Source organism: Robertkochia marina (genome assembly GCF_004799345.1).
Classification (GTDB): Bacteria; Bacteroidota; Bacteroidia; order Flavobacteriales; family Flavobacteriaceae; genus Robertkochia; species Robertkochia marina.
In genome coordinates this window covers 309,774-326,018 of sequence record NZ_SSMC01000003.1, presented here as the reverse complement: position 1 = coordinate 326,018, position 16,245 = coordinate 309,774, and the positions used below count along the sequence as shown (strand labels likewise).

General features: G+C 44.2%; 23 protein-coding genes. 17 read left to right on the top strand and 6 right to left on the bottom strand.

What is annotated here, in order from left to right; genetic code table 11:
- The first annotated feature begins 25 nt into the window (after positions 1–25).
- Positions 26–952, top strand: a complete 927-nt coding sequence (locus E7Z59_RS12080; RefSeq protein ID WP_136336599.1) for a hypothetical protein — start codon at positions 26–28, stop codon at positions 950–952.
- Here the strand turns inward: E7Z59_RS12080 and E7Z59_RS12075 are convergent.
- Positions 949–1,494, bottom strand: coding sequence for a Smr/MutS family protein (locus tag E7Z59_RS12075; protein ID WP_136336598.1), 546 nt, complete (start codon positions 1,492–1,494; stop codon positions 949–951). The genes E7Z59_RS12080 and E7Z59_RS12075 overlap by 4 nt on opposite strands.
- A 23-nt stretch (positions 1,495–1,517) precedes the next feature.
- A complete protein-coding gene (locus tag E7Z59_RS12070) occupies positions 1,518–1,745 on the bottom strand; it encodes a hypothetical protein (RefSeq protein ID WP_242015624.1) in 228 nt (75 codons plus the stop codon).
- A gap of 65 nt (positions 1,746–1,810) precedes the next feature.
- Between E7Z59_RS12070 and E7Z59_RS12065 the strand changes: the two genes are divergently transcribed.
- Positions 1,811–2,107 (top strand): DUF2752 domain-containing protein, encoded by a 297-nt coding sequence (locus tag E7Z59_RS12065; protein WP_242015625.1) that lies wholly within the window; start codon positions 1,811–1,813, stop codon positions 2,105–2,107.
- Positions 2,108–2,128: 21 nt separating this feature from the next.
- Entirely contained in the window at positions 2,129–2,467 is a 339-nt protein-coding gene (locus E7Z59_RS12060; protein ID WP_136336597.1) for a CCC motif membrane protein, read from the top strand.
- A gap of 178 nt (positions 2,468–2,645) precedes the next feature.
- On the opposite strand, the gene rocD is transcribed toward E7Z59_RS12060, so the two are convergent.
- Positions 2,646–3,926, bottom strand: a complete 1,281-nt coding sequence (rocD, locus tag E7Z59_RS12055) for an ornithine--oxo-acid transaminase (protein ID WP_136336596.1) — start codon at positions 3,924–3,926, stop codon at positions 2,646–2,648.
- Between the two features lie 512 nt (positions 3,927–4,438).
- Between rocD and E7Z59_RS12050 the strand changes: the two genes are divergently transcribed.
- From E7Z59_RS12050 to E7Z59_RS12005, 10 genes are all read left to right on the top strand, one after another.
- Positions 4,439–5,158, top strand: a complete 720-nt coding sequence (locus tag E7Z59_RS12050; RefSeq protein ID WP_136336595.1) for a class I SAM-dependent methyltransferase — start codon at positions 4,439–4,441, stop codon at positions 5,156–5,158.
- A gap of 135 nt (positions 5,159–5,293) precedes the next feature.
- Complete coding sequence (locus E7Z59_RS12045) at positions 5,294–6,196, top strand: alpha/beta hydrolase family esterase (RefSeq protein WP_136336594.1); 903 nt, start codon at positions 5,294–5,296, stop codon at positions 6,194–6,196.
- Positions 6,197–6,320: 124 nt separating this feature from the next.
- Complete coding sequence (locus E7Z59_RS12040; RefSeq protein ID WP_136336593.1) at positions 6,321–6,671, top strand: hypothetical protein; 351 nt, start codon at positions 6,321–6,323, stop codon at positions 6,669–6,671.
- A gap of 5 nt (positions 6,672–6,676) precedes the next feature.
- Positions 6,677–7,048 (top strand): VOC family protein, encoded by a 372-nt coding sequence (locus E7Z59_RS12035; RefSeq protein ID WP_136336592.1) that lies wholly within the window; start codon positions 6,677–6,679, stop codon positions 7,046–7,048.
- Between the two features lie 274 nt (positions 7,049–7,322).
- Positions 7,323–8,453: a hypothetical protein gene (locus E7Z59_RS12030; protein WP_136336591.1), complete on the top strand. Its 1,131-nt coding sequence runs from the start codon at positions 7,323–7,325 to the stop codon at positions 8,451–8,453.
- 102 nt (positions 8,454–8,555) lie between these two features.
- Positions 8,556–8,705 (top strand): PspC domain-containing protein, encoded by a 150-nt coding sequence (locus tag E7Z59_RS12025; protein ID WP_136336590.1) that lies wholly within the window; start codon positions 8,556–8,558, stop codon positions 8,703–8,705.
- Positions 8,706–8,754: 49 nt separating this feature from the next.
- Positions 8,755–8,919 carry a hypothetical protein gene (locus E7Z59_RS12020; protein WP_199287175.1) on the top strand — a complete coding sequence of 55 codons (165 nt, stop codon included), beginning with the start codon at positions 8,755–8,757 and terminating at the stop codon, positions 8,917–8,919.
- Positions 8,920–8,996: 77 nt separating this feature from the next.
- Positions 8,997–9,362, top strand: a complete 366-nt coding sequence (locus tag E7Z59_RS12015) for a DUF2200 domain-containing protein (RefSeq protein ID WP_136336589.1) — start codon at positions 8,997–8,999, stop codon at positions 9,360–9,362.
- A 14-nt stretch (positions 9,363–9,376) separates the two neighbouring features.
- A complete protein-coding gene (locus tag E7Z59_RS12010; protein WP_136336588.1) occupies positions 9,377–9,946 on the top strand; it encodes a pentapeptide repeat-containing protein in 570 nt (189 codons plus the stop codon).
- A 12-nt stretch (positions 9,947–9,958) separates the two neighbouring features.
- Positions 9,959–10,525, top strand: a complete 567-nt coding sequence (locus E7Z59_RS12005; RefSeq protein ID WP_136336587.1) for a DUF1697 domain-containing protein — start codon at positions 9,959–9,961, stop codon at positions 10,523–10,525.
- Positions 10,526–10,546: 21 nt separating this feature from the next.
- Here E7Z59_RS12005 and E7Z59_RS12000 read toward each other — a convergent pair whose 3' ends face one another.
- Positions 10,547–10,999, bottom strand: a complete 453-nt coding sequence (locus E7Z59_RS12000) for an Lrp/AsnC family transcriptional regulator (protein ID WP_242015626.1) — start codon at positions 10,997–10,999, stop codon at positions 10,547–10,549.
- 167 nt (positions 11,000–11,166) lie between these two features.
- Here E7Z59_RS12000 and E7Z59_RS11995 point away from each other — a divergent pair, with 167 nt between their 5' ends.
- Positions 11,167–12,324 carry a histidine decarboxylase gene (locus E7Z59_RS11995; protein WP_136336586.1) on the top strand — a complete coding sequence of 386 codons (1,158 nt, stop codon included), beginning with the start codon at positions 11,167–11,169 and terminating at the stop codon, positions 12,322–12,324.
- A gap of 327 nt (positions 12,325–12,651) precedes the next feature.
- Here the strand turns inward: E7Z59_RS11995 and E7Z59_RS11990 are convergent, their stop codons facing one another.
- Positions 12,652–12,963: a transposase gene (locus tag E7Z59_RS11990; RefSeq protein ID WP_394346656.1), complete on the bottom strand. Its 312-nt coding sequence runs from the start codon at positions 12,961–12,963 to the stop codon at positions 12,652–12,654.
- A 360-nt stretch (positions 12,964–13,323) separates the two neighbouring features.
- On the opposite strand from E7Z59_RS11990, the gene rlmD reads away from it, so the two are divergent.
- Genes rlmD through E7Z59_RS11975 form a run of 3 tightly spaced genes read left to right on the top strand, consistent with a single transcriptional unit; the run spans position 13,324 to position 16,002 of the window.
- Positions 13,324–14,745, top strand: a complete 1,422-nt coding sequence (rlmD, locus tag E7Z59_RS11985; protein WP_136336913.1) for a 23S rRNA (uracil(1939)-C(5))-methyltransferase RlmD — start codon at positions 13,324–13,326, stop codon at positions 14,743–14,745.
- On the top strand, positions 14,742–15,266 hold the full coding sequence (locus tag E7Z59_RS11980) for a DUF6452 family protein (protein WP_242015627.1): 525 nt from the start codon (positions 14,742–14,744) through the stop codon (positions 15,264–15,266). The genes rlmD and E7Z59_RS11980 overlap by 4 nt, the downstream gene beginning before the upstream one ends.
- Positions 15,247–16,002, top strand: a complete 756-nt coding sequence (locus E7Z59_RS11975; RefSeq protein WP_136336585.1) for a DUF6048 family protein — start codon at positions 15,247–15,249, stop codon at positions 16,000–16,002. Before E7Z59_RS11980 ends, E7Z59_RS11975 begins: the two co-directional genes overlap by 20 nt.
- 4 nt (positions 16,003–16,006) lie before the next feature.
- On the opposite strand, the gene E7Z59_RS11970 is transcribed toward E7Z59_RS11975, so the two are convergent.
- Positions 16,007–16,240 carry a hypothetical protein gene (locus E7Z59_RS11970; protein WP_136336584.1) on the bottom strand — a complete coding sequence of 78 codons (234 nt, stop codon included), beginning with the start codon at positions 16,238–16,240 and terminating at the stop codon, positions 16,007–16,009.
- Positions 16,241–16,245: the final 5 nt, after the last annotated feature.

Here is a 16,245-nt window from a genome sequence, read left to right as displayed (position 1 = left end):
TTTTGTTTGATCGAAAAACCGGCTTATGAAACGATTTCTGACCTTCCTGGCGGCTTTAAGCCTTGCAGCATGTGATGATGGCGACCTCACCCTGGAAAGACTCAACTTTGACGACACCGTCGTTGAAACTCCATGCGGTGAATTATTGCTCTATAAAATTGGGAGCAGCAGAGAAGAAAGCCTGATGATCGAACTCCAGGGAGAGTCTGCTGAGATCTTTAATACCCTGCCGGCAGATGGACAACCAAGAGAGTACACCATAAACAACTCCGGGGTAAAGGCCCTGTACAGAATTTTTGACGGAGAGGTTAACCGTAATTACTTCTGTAATGAGATCCCCCCTATCGCCCCTCTGGTCATTGAAGAGTGGTTCGCCACCGGAGGTACCGTAGAGATAGCTACCAACCTGGAGGCCGATGATAACGACAACCTCCCGGCCAGCCTGGAAGGTATTGTGGTAAACCCCGATGGCACCATTAACAGAGAAGCCTCTCAGGATACCGATGGCGATGGATTACCCGATTATCTGGACATTGATGATGATGGTGACAATGTGCTCACATCACAGGAGATCGAGATCACCAATACCGATATTGTATTCACAGACACCGATGGCGATGGGATCCCGAATTACCTGGATACTGATGATGACAATGATGGTGTTAACACCATAGATGAAGATCTGAATGGCGACAACAATCCGGCCAATGATATCGAAGTTGGCAATACCGAACCCAACTACCTTATTGCCTCACTTAATATTGCGACCACTCTTCCGGTAAGCCGAAGAACCCATAACTTTATTGAAACCTATACCAGTACTATTGCTATTACAGACGGGTTTCAGTTGATCAATGGCAGCCAGGAGGTAAAATACGATGTTCCGCGTTATGAATTTGGCACCGTTACCGTAGAGGTGACAACGGCAGAGCAGCAGGCATCGGAGTTCTAAGGGTTTTGGTAAATATAAACCTCGGTAGCGCCCAAACCGTATTTCTGATAATCGGCGTCATACCAGCTCACATTATCATACCGGCCAAACAAGTATTCCAGTTCGGTTCGGAGCACCCCCTCGCCCACACCGTGAATAAAAACAATTCGCCTAATTCGTTTACTGATAGCAAACTCTAATTGTCTCTTGGCGGTATCCAGCTGCAGGGTCAACATATCGTGGTTGGTTAACCCCCTGGTGGTTTGGGTGAGTTGATGAATATGAAGGTCTACCTCCATCGGCGGTTCGATCTTTTCTCGCTTCACCGACTTTTTCTTTTGTTTCTGACCTCCATGCTTTTCCCGCATAGCCCGGGAAACATCTACATTTGATACCTTCAGCGCATCGCTTTCGGGCATTAACAACACCTCCTGAGGTTCCATTTCCAGTTCAAAGCCATCTTCAGTGATTACCCTGATCCGGCCTGGTGATACTGCTGTTACCTCACCCCTGATATTGTCATCTACCGTTTCAATGCGATCGCCAACCCGGAAAGTTCTCATACCCAAATCTGACCTTTTAAAGGTTACTCTTCACCATTCTGTTTGCTCTTATCCTGATCTTCTCTCGGATTTTCCTTCACCCATAGGATGGTCGACTTGTATAGTCCGTACATCATCATAACAAATCCAAGGATCTTCATATATATGTGCCAGGGCTGTTCGTTGTTGAACATAAAAACAAGAATGGCCCCGATAATGATTAAAATAAAAGAAAGGAGTTTCATGGTGATCTTTTGCTTTTCGGTATGCAAAATTAAGCTTTTTACGCCCCCTGCAAATAAGTTTTAGTAAGTTTACAAAAACATGTTTTGTACTAATGACACTTGCCGGATCGCTATTCGCCACTCCTGAAGATTATATGTTGCCCTGCCTGACCAAAACCCTTTTTGGTGTTGAATGTTTCGGATGCGGACTCCAGCGGGCTGCGGTGCTTCTATTTCGGGGAGAATTTACCGCCGCCTTTCAAATGTATCCGGCCATCTACACCCTCATCTTGCTCTTCGCCCTGATTTTTACCCGCAATCTGATCCGGATTCCTCATTACAGCAAAATATTATATATCTTAGTGGCAATTAACCTTGCACTAATCGTAGGAAATTATTTTTTAAAATAAAGAAATTTTAACGCTGATTTTATGGAAGCTCAGAAACTCCCAAGCCCTGTACTCATTATCGTTCTAGGAATATTCGGTATTCTCTGTTGTTGTTTTGCCGGTTTGGGTATTATTCCTTCGGCCATTGCCTTAAGTCTTTCGCGAAAAGCAGAAACCATCATGGCCGCCAATCCCGAGCTTTACATCGACAAGCAAAGCAGCATCAGGGCCGGTAAGATCATTGCCATTGCAGCCATTGCCCTGAACCTGTATATACTGGTTAAGATCGCCTTTGACATTTACAGCATGGGTTGGGATGCTTATAAGATGCAATTCGAAGAGATCATTGAAGAGGCCAAACGACAGGCAGAGGCCAATTAATAAGATCGCCTGGGCGAATTATGAATGATGGATGATGAGTTATGAATGGTGAATGATTGCAAACAGATTACTGTCTATTCCCACCGCATAACTGTATAACCGCATAACTGTATAACGGTATAACGGTATAACGGCATAACCAAAAAAAAAAGCCCTCTTTATTCAGAGGGCTTTTTTTTTATTTCTCAAACTTCTTAAGGGTTGAAGTTATGATCTGTACACAATCTAGTAATTGTTCTTCGGTCATGACCAGCGGGGGTGCGAACCGAATGATATTACCGTGGGTGGGTTTTGCCAACAATCCGTTCTCCTTTAGGGCCATGCAAATATCCCAGGCCGTAGAGCTGTCTTCCGTATCGTTGATCACGATGGCGTTAAGCAATCCTTTTCCCCGAACCAGCTTCACAATAGTACTTTGCGCGATGTACTCGTTCATTTTTTCCCGAAAGAGTTCTCCAAGGTTACGTGCATTCTGAGCCAGGTTTTCATCGCGAACCACTTCAAGGGCTTCCATAGCTACCGCAGCAGCCACGGGGTTTCCTCCAAAGGTACTTCCGTGTTGTCCCGGTTTGATCACGTTCATGACCTCATCGTCGGCCAATACGCCACTTACAGGGTAGGCACCACCACTCAGGGCTTTTCCGAGGATAAGCATATCCGGACGCTGGTAGGTGGCTTGCTTTTCGCAATGTCCCTGACAGGTACAATCGCCGCAAACTGCCAGTAAAGATCCGGTACGTGCAATTCCCGTCTGTATCTCATCGGCAATGAATAACACCCCGTTCTCGTTACACAGCGATTTTACTTTTCCGATAAAATCGGCATCCGGCCTGAACACTCCGGCTTCTCCCTGAATAGGTTCGATCAATACCCCTGCCACATTCTCCTCAGTCTCCAAAGCTTTCTGTAACGCATCGGCATCGTTGTAAGGCACCTTCACAAAGCCCGGGGTATAGGGCCCGAAATTCTTGCGTGCCCCTTCATCATTAGAGAAAGAAATGATGGTGGTGGTACGTCCGTGAAAGTTGTTTTCAAAAACAATGATCTTAGCCTTCTCTTCCGGAATGCCTTTCTTTTCATAGGCCCATTTACGACAGATCTTAATAGCCGTCTCTACGGCCTCTGCCCCGGTATTCATGGGTAAAAGCTTGTCAAAACCAAAATACTCGGTAGCGTACTTTTCAAATTTTCCGAGCATATCGTTGTAAAATGCTCTTGAGGTCAGGGTTAAGGTCTTTGCCTGCTCGGTCATCGCATTCACGATACGCGGGTGACAATGCCCCTGGTTTACTGCAGAGTAGGCCGAGAGAAAATCGTAGTACTTCTTCCCTTCGGCGTCCCACATAAATACACCCTCCCCGCGACTCAATACCACGGGCAACGGATGGTAGTTATGTGCTCCATACTTGTCTTCTAATGCAATTGCATCTTTCGATGATAATTTTTCTAAAATTGCCATTTTTGAATTTTAATATTGACACTTTACAATTCCTTCTTAAGGAGAGAAATCATCCGTATTGCAGTGCCTGCAAAATACTAATAATTCAACGGATACTAAAGTTTTTTTGAGCGCCTGCCTGCTATACGGGCTTTTGGCCCGTAAGCCGTCACCGCGTTTTACGCGCTACACGGTAGCTCGCTCCAACCGCTGGCGCATGGTGATTGACTTCTTCAAAGCGTTTCTTACTTAAAACATAAAACAACTCCTCACCTCAAGCATATTTATAAAGAAAAAAACCGGCCATCCTGTGCCTTACTTTTTTCCCTGCAGTTTACCGAATACGTCCTATGGATCCGATAAAAAACCATAACTTTAAAATTATGGTTATGTATACCCGGGACTTGCTCCTTCCTCTTTGCCTCTTTGCCTCTTCGCCTCTTTGCCCCTTCGCCAGGTCGCCTCTTCGCCTCTTTGCCTCTTCGCCTCTTTACCCCTTTACCCTTTAACCTCTGTGCCATAACTAACAGCTTATGAGCAGATCATCATTCATACTTTCGCTGTGCCTGCTGTTTTCAGGCTTTGTGCTACATGCACAGGTTGAACCTTCCGCCGCCGAATACACCTTTAAAGAAGGTAGCTACGGAGGTATCGGTAAATGGTTCATGGGACGGGAGATCGCAGCGGTGATGAGCTATCGGGGTATGGATTGGCTCGAAAGAAACAGCAGACCCAAAGAGGAGAATACAATAACCCTGATCGCCAACCTTGACCTCCAACCCGGAGATGTTGTGGCTGATATTGGTGCCGGTTCGGGCTATCATGTTTTTAAAATGGCACCTATGGTATCTAAGGGGCAGATCTATGCGGTAGATATACAACCGGAAATGCTCGCAGCCATTCGCACGAAGATGGAAACCGAAAGATCAACCAATGTTATTCCGGTTGAGGGAGATATTCAAAGCGTAAACCTCCCCGAAAATAGTATCAATAAGGTCCTGATGGTTGATGTGTACCATGAATTCGAATTCCCCCTCGAAATGATGGCGTCTGTAAAAAAAGCTCTGAAACCGGACGGCAGGGTCTACCTCATTGAATACAGGGGCGAAGATCCCAACGTAGCTATTAAAAAGTTACACAAAATGACGCTAGACCAGGCCGTCAAGGAAATGAATGCCGCCGGATTCCAGCTGGTAAAAAACATAGATAATCTGCCCTTACAGCACTGTATGATCTTTGAAAAAACAGAATAAGTTCTTTAAAAAACACATATGTAAGTCTTCCTGTCTGTCCTAAGGGGAGCAGGAAATAACACAATTGCATAATGTAGTTCAATTCCTATAAAATATCTTTTTTTCCTATCTTCCTTTCCTTTTAAGATCACAACTATGAAGCCCTTATTTTTTATCACTATTCTGCTATTCACAGTCACTGGTTGCACCGACCAGGACGACCATCTGACCCCGATCAACATCGTGAATTTTGATTTGGGCAAAACAGTACAACGCTATGACCATAACGGACAAAACCGTGAATACCTATTGTACATACCTCCCAATATAGAAGAACGTTCCGGTAAAGTCCCTTTGGTTTTCAGTTTTCACGGCCTTAACGGAACCAGTGAAGGTATGTACAGTTTGACACGCTTTCACGAACTAGCCGATATTAACGGATTTATTGCTGCCTATCCCCAGGCACTGCCGATTAATGGCTCTAACCGATGGAACGACTCTAATGACCTCAGCAACGGCAAACCCGACGACCAGGAATTCATAAAAGGATTAACCGATATGCTCATAGAACAACTTCCTGTAGACCCTGATCGTGTATACCTTTCAGGATTCTCCAACGGAGCACATTTCAGTTTCCATCAATTCTGCCAGTATGCAGACTATGCCGCGGTGGCCGGGGTAGGCGGTGGTATGAACTGGGTAGCCCTGAACATGTGTACTACCACCATGGCAAAACCGGTAATGCAGATTCATGGCACCGACGATAAGGTGGTGCCTTATACTCAAGCTGAAACGGCTATCCACTATTGGGTTGAACAAAACAACACAGAAAATACACCCATCATCACTCAATTTCCAGACACCGATCCCAATGACGGCAGTACCGTCCAAGAACATCGCTATACCGGGGGCGCTAACGACATGGACGTTCACCATTTAAAGGTCATAGGTGGAGGACATCACTGGCCGGGACCACATGGTAATAAGGACATCAATGCCAGTGAAGAGATTTGGAAATTCTTTTCACTCTACAGTCTTTCTGGTCGCATAGGCTCTTGATACTAAAACCTTGGTTTAGAGCGCTTTTCTTCGAATACTATTCTTCTATGAAGTGAAAAACAACCTACCTTTGTTTTATCGTCTGCTATTTTAAAAAACGCATAAATCAGATAAAACCACTCATATGAAAGTCTTCCTCCCTACCCTTTTGTTCCTGCTTGTCCTAACCTCCTGCGGCTCGAGCGACTCGATCTTTGAACTCGATCCGCAACAAAGCATGCTGATGACCGGGAAGGGTCCCGGGCAGGATGCCGCGATCAACCCTTATACCAATGAAAAAAGTATTGCCGTGGTTACCAATCTCGGAGACACCATATTTAATGTCAGAATCCAGCAAGATGGCGAAATTTTGAATGAAACTTCTCTATTGCCTGGAGTCACCCGGGAATTCACCCTGGATCCGAAACATGAATTATACCTGGATAGTGAACAGAAGAGCAGGTCTAAGGTGACATTTAAAAAATTTAAAGAGTAAACAGCATGAAACTAGGAGCATTTTCTATCAGCCTCAGTGTTAAAGACCTCAGCGCCTCCAGGGCGTTTTACGAAAAACTGGGATTTTCGGTATTCGCCGGCGATGCAGAACGGAATTACCTCATCATGAAAAACGGGAATGCCCTGATCGGGCTCTTCCAGGGTATGTTTGAAGGCAATATTTTAACCTTCAATCCCGGCTGGGACGAAAATGCCCAAAACCTCGAGGACTTTGATGATATCAGAACCATCCAGCAACACCTTAAAAGCCACGGGGTATCGCTCACCTCGGAAGCAGAGGAAAATTCAGAAGGACCAGCCAGTTTTACCCTGGCTGACCCTGATGGCAATGTGATCCTGATTGATCAGCACCGGTGAGTTTCAGGCACCCCGTTAGAACTAAAGGATTATGGGAAGGCCTTTACATGAGAAGGATAAATGGACTACTACGACCCCTCTCATCAGTCTCTGCAGATGCCGGGGAGACATAAACTCTGAAATGAAAAATATTTTCTTACAACACTATAAGCTAATCATGAATCCGCAGAGTGTCATGCATTGCCCGGTAAAGGATCGCCTCACCTTTTGGGTGAAATAACAATAAGAATTGACGTATTTCCCTGGAATTAAAAGCCTTCTGAAACTATTGACTATGAGACTAATTATATCCGCTTTAACAGCCCTTTGCGTACTCTCATGTAAAACGGAAACCCAACCGAATAAACCATCAGATCCAGATCAAATGACAGGTGATCTAACCGAAAACACCCTGTCGGAAAAATCCATTCCGGAGACCTCCGGGTCAAAAGAAAGTTTTGATCAGCTTGAATATTTGATCGGCTTAAAGAATCATGTGGCTAAACGCTACTACCCGGAATTTGCTGAAAAACAACTGTTTCAACCTATTGCCTACTACACCAGGAAAGGTACCTATGTCATTAACCCAAACACCCATATCCGAAACAACTTTGACCACAGTGAAGCCGCCTCTTTTGACGGTACCGAGGTGATAAAGCTTTCCGAAAAATTTACGGATACCGTCAATTTTCAGTTCCATGTGAGTTACAGCGACACCGACACCACAGCCCTTTATTACATGGAAAATGTGTTGTTCTTTCAGAGTTTCGAGCTGACACAGAAATTTATCCCGGATATTAAAGACCTCAACGACTGGTCGATCATGGTCATCCACGAACTCTTTCACGGGTATCAGCGCGAGATCCCTCCGTTTAAAGAATACTATACCAACCTGGAGATGCCGGGAGGTCCTGATGAATTTCTCGCCAAATACCATCAAGAAGTTCCCTGGTTTAAGAAAAGTATTTATCAGGAAAACGAGATTTTGAAAAGTATCTGGATCGATGGGGTTAATCCTCAGGAAGGCCTCAAAGTATACGACTCTCTGAAAACGATTAGAATAAACCGAATAGCCAAGGAATTCGATGTGAGTATCAGGGAAGCCGAAGATTACGAGATCCTCATGGAAGGACATGCACGTTACTTCGAATCCCTGTGCAAACGGTTCCTGGAAAAATACCCTTCAGACACCTCCATGCTCAACGACCATAACCGGGACTATTTTACAGATATGTTTAAGAACTATGAGGTAACCCAAGACAAAGGACTATACGATCTTTATAACGATCGCTATTACTACCAACTGGGTTATAATATCACCATGATCCTTGAAAAACACCTGCCGGAATACAAGAAAACACTCTATACTAACCATCATAATTTCAATGCTTACCTTAATATCCTGAGCACGAAGGACTCCGAATAATGGATGGACGCGCCCGGGTTAGCACCGGGAGAAGCCACCTTTTAATCTTACGATACTTCGAAAATATACTTATCTTGACCATCAACTTTAAACCGAATAACTATGATTTTAGGAGTTTCTGAATGGCTCAGCCAAAAATTAGGATGGAATGTAAAACACATTCGAATTGCCTTTGTAATTGCTTTTTTATTTTTCGGAACCGGGTTGGGTCTCTACCTGATACTTTGGATCGTGAAAATGTTCTCTAAGTAAACTATTTGATCGGTCTCTACAGGGCCGTAAAAAAGAAACAATAAAAGGTATGATCAAGAAAATAGGTTTGATCGGTGGTATGAGCTGGGAATCATCCCTGGAATATTATCGAATCATCAATGAAGAGGTAGGTCATCGCTCAGGAGGTTTCCAATCCTGCAGGTCGGTCATGGAATCGGTTGATTTTGCCTGGACTGTGGTTGACCTTGCATAAAAGGGCTCTTAACCAACACTTAAAATAGTATGATGACCGGATCATTTCGTTATCTGTATCTTTAAATAACAACAACTATGAGTATGACCACTCCTGAACACGACGCCCGCATTGCAAAAATGACCTTCGCTTCGGTATACCCTCATTATGTGACCAAGGTTGAAAAAAAGGGTCGAACCAAAGAAGAATTATTTCAGGTCATTGAATGGCTTACCGGTTTTGATGAGAACAGGCTGCAAAGCCTCATTGATGATAAGGTGACCTTTCAACAATTTTTTGACCAGGCAACCCTCAACCCAAATGCAAAACTAATCAAAGGCGTTATCTGCGGGTACCGCGTTGAAGAGATCACCACCCCTCTTACACAACAGGTGAGATACCTGGATAAGCTGGTTGATGAGCTGGCCCGTGGTAAAAAAATGGAGAGCATCCTGCGTAAATAACTCCTCAATAGAAGATGAACTATTACCAGGACGTAGAATTTATCACCCTTGATTTTACGCAAAAAGAACTACCTAAAGGAGAATACGAAAATTGCATCTTTAGTAATTGTAACTTCTCAGGGTGCGATCTCTCTCATTATAGATTCATGGATTGTGAATTTATTGATTGTGATCTCAGCATGATCAAGCTCCGAAGTACCCTCCTGCAAGACATTCGGTTCAAAGATTCAAAAATGCTTGGTGTCCGGTTTGATCACTGTGATGATTTCGGACTCCGATTCTCTTTCGAAGGCTGTCAGCTTAACCATGCCTCATTTTATCAATTGAAGTGTAAGAGCACCTTATTCAAAAATACCATTCTCAAGGAGGTAGATTTTACCGAGACAGACCTGACAAAGGCTCTCTTTGACAACTGCGATCTGTTCGGTGCCACCTTCGAAAGCACGATCCTGGAACAAACCGATCTCAGAAAAACACAGAACCTGGAAATAGATCCTGACAAAAACCGAATGCGAAAAGCACGCATATCGGTTTCAGCCCTACCCGGCCTTCTGAAAAAATACAACCTAGACATCGAACTCTAGACGCTTAATTTCATGAAAAAGAATCTCTATGTTTCCCTGCTTCGCGGCATCAACGTAAGCGGTAAAAGGTTGATCAAAATGGAAGCCTTACGGCGGTGTTATGAGTCCATAGGGTTCGAAAAAGTAACCAGTCATCTCCAGAGTGGCAACCTAATATTCTATGCCGAAGAGCAAGAAGTTACGAAGCTCAGTCAAAAAATATCATCCCGGATAGAAGCAGAATTCGGACACGAAGTTCCTGTGATGGTTTTGACCGCTCAAGAATTCCGGAACATAGCCGAATCCAATCCCTTTACCCGGCATATAGATAAAGACCCCTCTTTCTTTCACATTACATTCCTTTCTGCCAATCCGGAAAACTATGATACGCAAGCCATCATGGAGAAAAAACAAAAGGGCGAAGAAGTAGCTATTACTGACCGTGCCGTTTACCTCTATTGCCCGAACGGATACGGGAAAACAAAACTGACGAACAACCTTTTTGAAAACAAACTCAACCTAAAGGCAACCACCCGGAACCAAAAAACAGTCGATCGTTTGCTGGAATTGCTGGAACCACCCAAAACCCAGCAGCATTAGATGGCAAAGTGGTGAATCCTGTTAAAGTTTGTAGGCAGTACTCTCCTTGACCGAATTCATAACGAAAGAACTATGGATATTCGAAATACCTTCAAGGACCGATAACTTTTCATTGATAAATTGATGAAACTCCTTGATATCGCTCACGGCAATTTTTAACAGGAAGTCAAAGCCACCTGATACGTGATGGCATTCCATGATCTCAGGGAAAGTTTGTATTTCCTGCTCAAAAGTATTTATCAAACCTTTTTGATGCTTTAGGAGAGTTACCTGGCAATAGGCCACCACCCGTTTCCCGATCTTTTCTCTGTCTAGTAAGGCCACATAGCCCTTGATAATACCCTGCTGTTCCAGCTTTTTGATGCGTTCATAGGTGGGCGTAACACTCAATCCTACCTTAGCAGCAATTTCCTTGGTGTTCTGCCGCTCCTGCTGTAAGGCTATCAATATCTTCCGGTCTGTACGATCCATCATAGATTTTTTTTCTGTCATCTCAATAAAAAACTCAACTCATCAGTACACTTATACTTCAAAACAAAAATAAAGAGAATAAATTTCTGAAATTAAGTCCATTTAAGAATATAATTCTGTAATCACCTAGATTTGCGAAAAACTAACTCTCATCAAAATTATCAGGAAGAATGAACAGTAACCCTGTGATCTCAGTGAACGAACAACTCAACCTCCTGAAGGAACGAATCAGAGAAGCCAGCGATTTGTTTTTAGGATACCCCGTATCTAAAGACTTTGATTATACCCCCTTATACGACTTTCTGAAATACCCGATCAACAATCTTGGTGATCCTTTTGAAGACAGTACTTACAAGGTACAGACCCATGAACTGGAAAAGGAAGTGATTCGCTTTTTCGCCCGTTTATTCCGTGCCAATCCCAAAGACTATTGGGGCTACGTTACCAATGGCGGATCAGAAAGCAACTTGTACGGACTCTATATCGCGAGAGAATTATACCCAAAGGCCATGGTGTACTACTCAGAGTCTACCCACTACAGCGTAAAGAAAAATATTCACCTGCTCAATATTCCGGCTATTGTGATCCGGTCACAGGAGAACGGAGAAATGGATTATAACGACCTGGAGAGAACCCTCCAGTTTAACCGCCATAAACCGGCTATCATATTAACCACCTTTGGCACCACCATGAAAGAAGCCAAGGACGATGTTTCCAGGATCAAAGGAATTCTTCGTCAGTTGGCCATCCAGGATCATTACATTCATTGTGACGCCGCCCTTTCCGGGTCTTACGGGGCGTTTATAGAGCCTCGGGCAGCCTTCGATTTTCAGGATGGAGCTGACAGTATTTCCATTAGCGGACACAAATTTATCGGGTCTCCCATCCCCTGTGGTGTACTGCTTACCAAACGCAGCCTGAGAGATCGTATCGCCAAAGGCGTCTCCTATATCGGCTCTTTAGACACCACCATTACCGGCTCGCGTAACGGGCATAGTGTTTTATTTCTTTGGTATGCACTTCGAGCCATGGGAGCCGAAGGATTAAAAAGAAGGTATCTACACAGCCGGGAAACCGCCGAATACTGTTTGGGCGAATTGCGAAAACTTGGAATCGAGGCCTGGATGAACCCCGGAGCTATTACCGTGGTCTTCCCAAAAACACCTGAAAACCTGAAAAGAAAATACCAACTGGCCACAGAAGACACCATCACCCATATTATCTGTATGCCCAATGTGACCAAGGCGCATATTGATGCTTTTATGGAGGATTATAAGGTAGAAATGCAGAGGGAGCCTGAGTTGTACCTGGAGGAGATGGAATTTTAAAAGAAAACAACCCCTGTAAGGGAGTCTTTCTGATAAAGAATAGAATCAGGTTGTTGGCCAATCCTCGCTATCGTGGAGCCTGCCTATTGACAGATTGGTTCCTGCTCTCTGGCCATGCCCTATCACACCCCCGCTCCCGCGGAGCTCCAGCTCCGTGGCCGCACCCTATTACCCAAGAAAACCCGTATCATCGGTCTCGAGTACACTTTCCATTTCAGCGAAGTTCCCTGCACTACTGTATCTATATTCCCAGGGTTTCATCACCAGACCAGTCTCAACAGGGTTTTGGTGTATGTAGTTAATCTTTTGACGCATCACTTTAGTGCTTCATAATTCAATAGGGTGATGATACGGCTGCCAAAAAGCATATTGATTACCTCCTTCTTGTTTAATGGCTGCTTTTCTAAACGTATTCAACAACCATCCCTTCCGGCTTTCTTGATTATTTTCTTTGATGGCTTTTAAAAGAATTCTTGCACTAAAACTTTTCAGATCCCTTATTAATCCTGCGGGATGCTCCCTACCCGACCTGAACATCAAATGAACATGATTTGGCATGATGCAATAGGCATAAATTTCCATAGCTTTCTGTTTCCTGCAATAATCAAAACATTCAATCATCAATTCAAAGTACAGCATCCGCGTGAATACTTCCACCCAGTTTACAGTAGCGAAAGAAACAAAATACAATCCGGAGGGATTACGAAATTTGTAGTTACTACTCATAAGATAAATATAGAAAATAATCTATTTCTAAATAAATTTGCACATTTTTTACCACGGAGCTGGAGCTCCCCGGTAGCGGTAATGGAAATATCCTGGTTTAAAGCATTGTTTATTCGGTTGAACATACCAATTCACCAATTCTCATATCTGTATATGACCAAAAAGCGACCTCCCGGTTCAGTATTAATGCTGCCCAAGAGCTCTAGCTCCATGGCTATGCCCTTATACCTCATGACCCATCTAAAATCCAAAAAAACACCCTATTTTTGCGGCATGGCAAGAAAGAACAGGATCAAGGTATTTGAAAAGGTTACCGTAACCGATGCAGGAGCAAAGGGAAAAGGGGTGGCCAAAGCCCCTGACGGAAGGGTAATATTCATGCCCCACGCCGTCCCGGGTGACGTGGTGGATGTAAGAACCTTTAAAAAGCGAAATAATTATTTTGAAGGAGAGGTTATCCATATTCATGAACCTTCGGATAAAAGAACAGAACCTGTTTGTGAGCACTTTGGGAGCTGCGGAGGCTGTAAATGGCAGAATATGGACTATACCCACCAGTTGTTCTACAAGCAAAAAGAGGTTACCAACAACCTGCAACGCATTGCCAAGGTTGAACTGCCGGAAACCTCCCCTATTCTCGGATCGGAGAAACAATATTTTTATCGCAACAAAATGGAGTTCTCCTTCTCAGATAGTCGTTGGCTGAGCCGGGCCGAGATCGAGAGCGACACTGAAATAGATAACCGAAACGCCCTTGGTTTTCACATCCCCGGGATGTGGGATAAGATCCTGGATATCAAAAAATGTCACCTGCAGGAAGATCCTTCCAATGCCATCCGGCTGGAGGTAAAACACTTTGCAGAAGCACATCAAATGACTTTCTTCAATACCCGGGAGCAAAAGGGATTACTCAGAACCCTGATGATACGAACAGCCTCCACCGGAGAGATCATGGTACTTATTCAGTTTCACGATGATGAGCCTGAAAACCGGGAATTGCTGCTCAACCACCTGAAGGAAACCTTTCCGGAGATCACTTCCCTGCAGTATGTGATCAACCAGAAGGCCAATGATACTATTTACGACCAGGAAGTGATCTGTTTTTCAGGAAGAGATCATATTCTTGAATCAATGGAAGGACTGCAGTTTAAGATCAACGCCAAGAGTTTCTACCAAACCAATTCTGCCCAGGCTTACGAATTGTACAAGGTAACGCGAGAGTTTGCAGGTTTGCAGGGAGATGAAACGGTTTATGATCTTTACACCGGAACCGGAACCATTGCCCAATTCGTGGCCAAACAAGCCGGTAAGGTCGTAGGAGTTGAAGCCGTACCTGAAGCCATAGAAGACGCCTGGGAAAATGCCCGTCTGAACAACATAGAAAATGTTACCTTCTATGCCGGAGACATGAAAAAGGTGTTCAATGCAGACTTTATTGAAGAAAACGGTCGTCCGGATATTATCATCACCGACCCTCCGAGAGATGGCATGCATAAAGATGTGGTGCAGCAAATTCTGAACATCGCTCCTAAAAAGGTGGTTTATGTAAGTTGCAACAGTGCCACCCAGGCCCGCGACCTGGCCTTAATGGATGAAAAGTACAGGGTAACCAGGGTGCAACCCGTAGATATGTTTCCACAGACCCATCATGTAGAAAATGTTGTACTTTTAGAACGTAGAAACTCAATTTCGTGAAGAAACTAATTTACCTTCTTACCCTAATGATCTTCACGGGCGTTGTCATAACCGCCTGCGAAAAAGACGACATTTGCCCCCCGGATTCCGGAACCACGGCCTACCTGAAAGTGGGCTTTTTTGACATCCAGGACAGGGAGGTGCCCAAAGCTGTTCCGCGACTGCGCATTGTAGGGGTAGGCAAGGATATAACTGTAGGTACTTTTGCCGACAGATCTTCACAAACAGAAGTCGCCCTTCCCTTAAAGAATTATGATACGGCCTCTGAATTCTTCCTGGTACAGGACTCTGCCTCAGACAGTACAGGAGCGGAGATCGGTAATATTGATCGCCTTGCAGTCAATTATCAAACCAATGAAAGATTCATCTCCAGAGGTTGCGGCTACGCTGTAACCTATACCCTTAACCAGGTAACCCAAAATCCGGGAGGTAGTGACCCTTCACCGTGGATCCTGGCCCTGGAAGTAACCGAATCAGGAGTAGAACCTCAAGACACCTTACATGTTAAGATCTATCACTAGTATACTTATTCTGTTAACGACCTGTATGGGTTTTGCTCAGGAGGCTGAAATTGTCAGTAACACCCTTTCTGATGATCCCGTATATTATCAAAAATACGGGCTCCGGGTGGGGGTTGACCTCAGCAAACCTCTTCGAAGTGCCCTTGATGAGAATTACGAAGGATTAGAACTGGTTGGAGATTTCCGACTTTCCTATAAATTATACCTGGCCGCTGAACTCGGTACAGAAGAAAAAACCACCCTTGAAGATAATTTTGATTTTACCACCAGGGGGAATTATATAAAGGCCGGTGTTGAATGGAACACCTATGAGAACTGGTATGGTATGCACAATATCATCAGTGTAGGGCTTCGTGGCGGTTTCAGCACCTTTAGTCAGACCCTGAATGCATACCGCATCTATACAGAAGATCAATACTGGAATGACAATACCGAAGAGTTTCCCGGTGTTGCAAACCTGGGAGAATACGATGGGTTAACCGCTCAATGGGCAGAAGTTGTCGTCGGCCTTAAGGTAGAAATGTTTAAAAACCTGTATATGGGAGCCACGGTTCGATTAAATTACCTTATCAACGATACCGCCTCAGATGTTTTCCCTAACCTTTATATTCCGGGGTTCAATAAGGTTACCGACGGCAGTCAGTTCGGGGTGGGTTATAATTATACCATCAGCTACCTTATCCCTATTTTCAAAACAGCGGCTCCTAAAAAAAATCCCGGCACATCCTCAGAATAGGTTCTCAGGTTACGTCACGAACACCTTTTAAGAGAAACCATTTCATTTTTACACGCTGTTCTCCCTTTTCAGTAACCATTCCAAATTTTGGAGACAGGGCCGAAGCCGCCACTACCGAGATCAGGAGCATCACAAGGTATTGATCGGGAAATAAATAAAGAAGTCCGAATCTGAAGGCCAGGAACAGGATCACAAACCCGGAAAAATTATATACTAAAGCCTTTAATTTGGGTTTCATAAGCA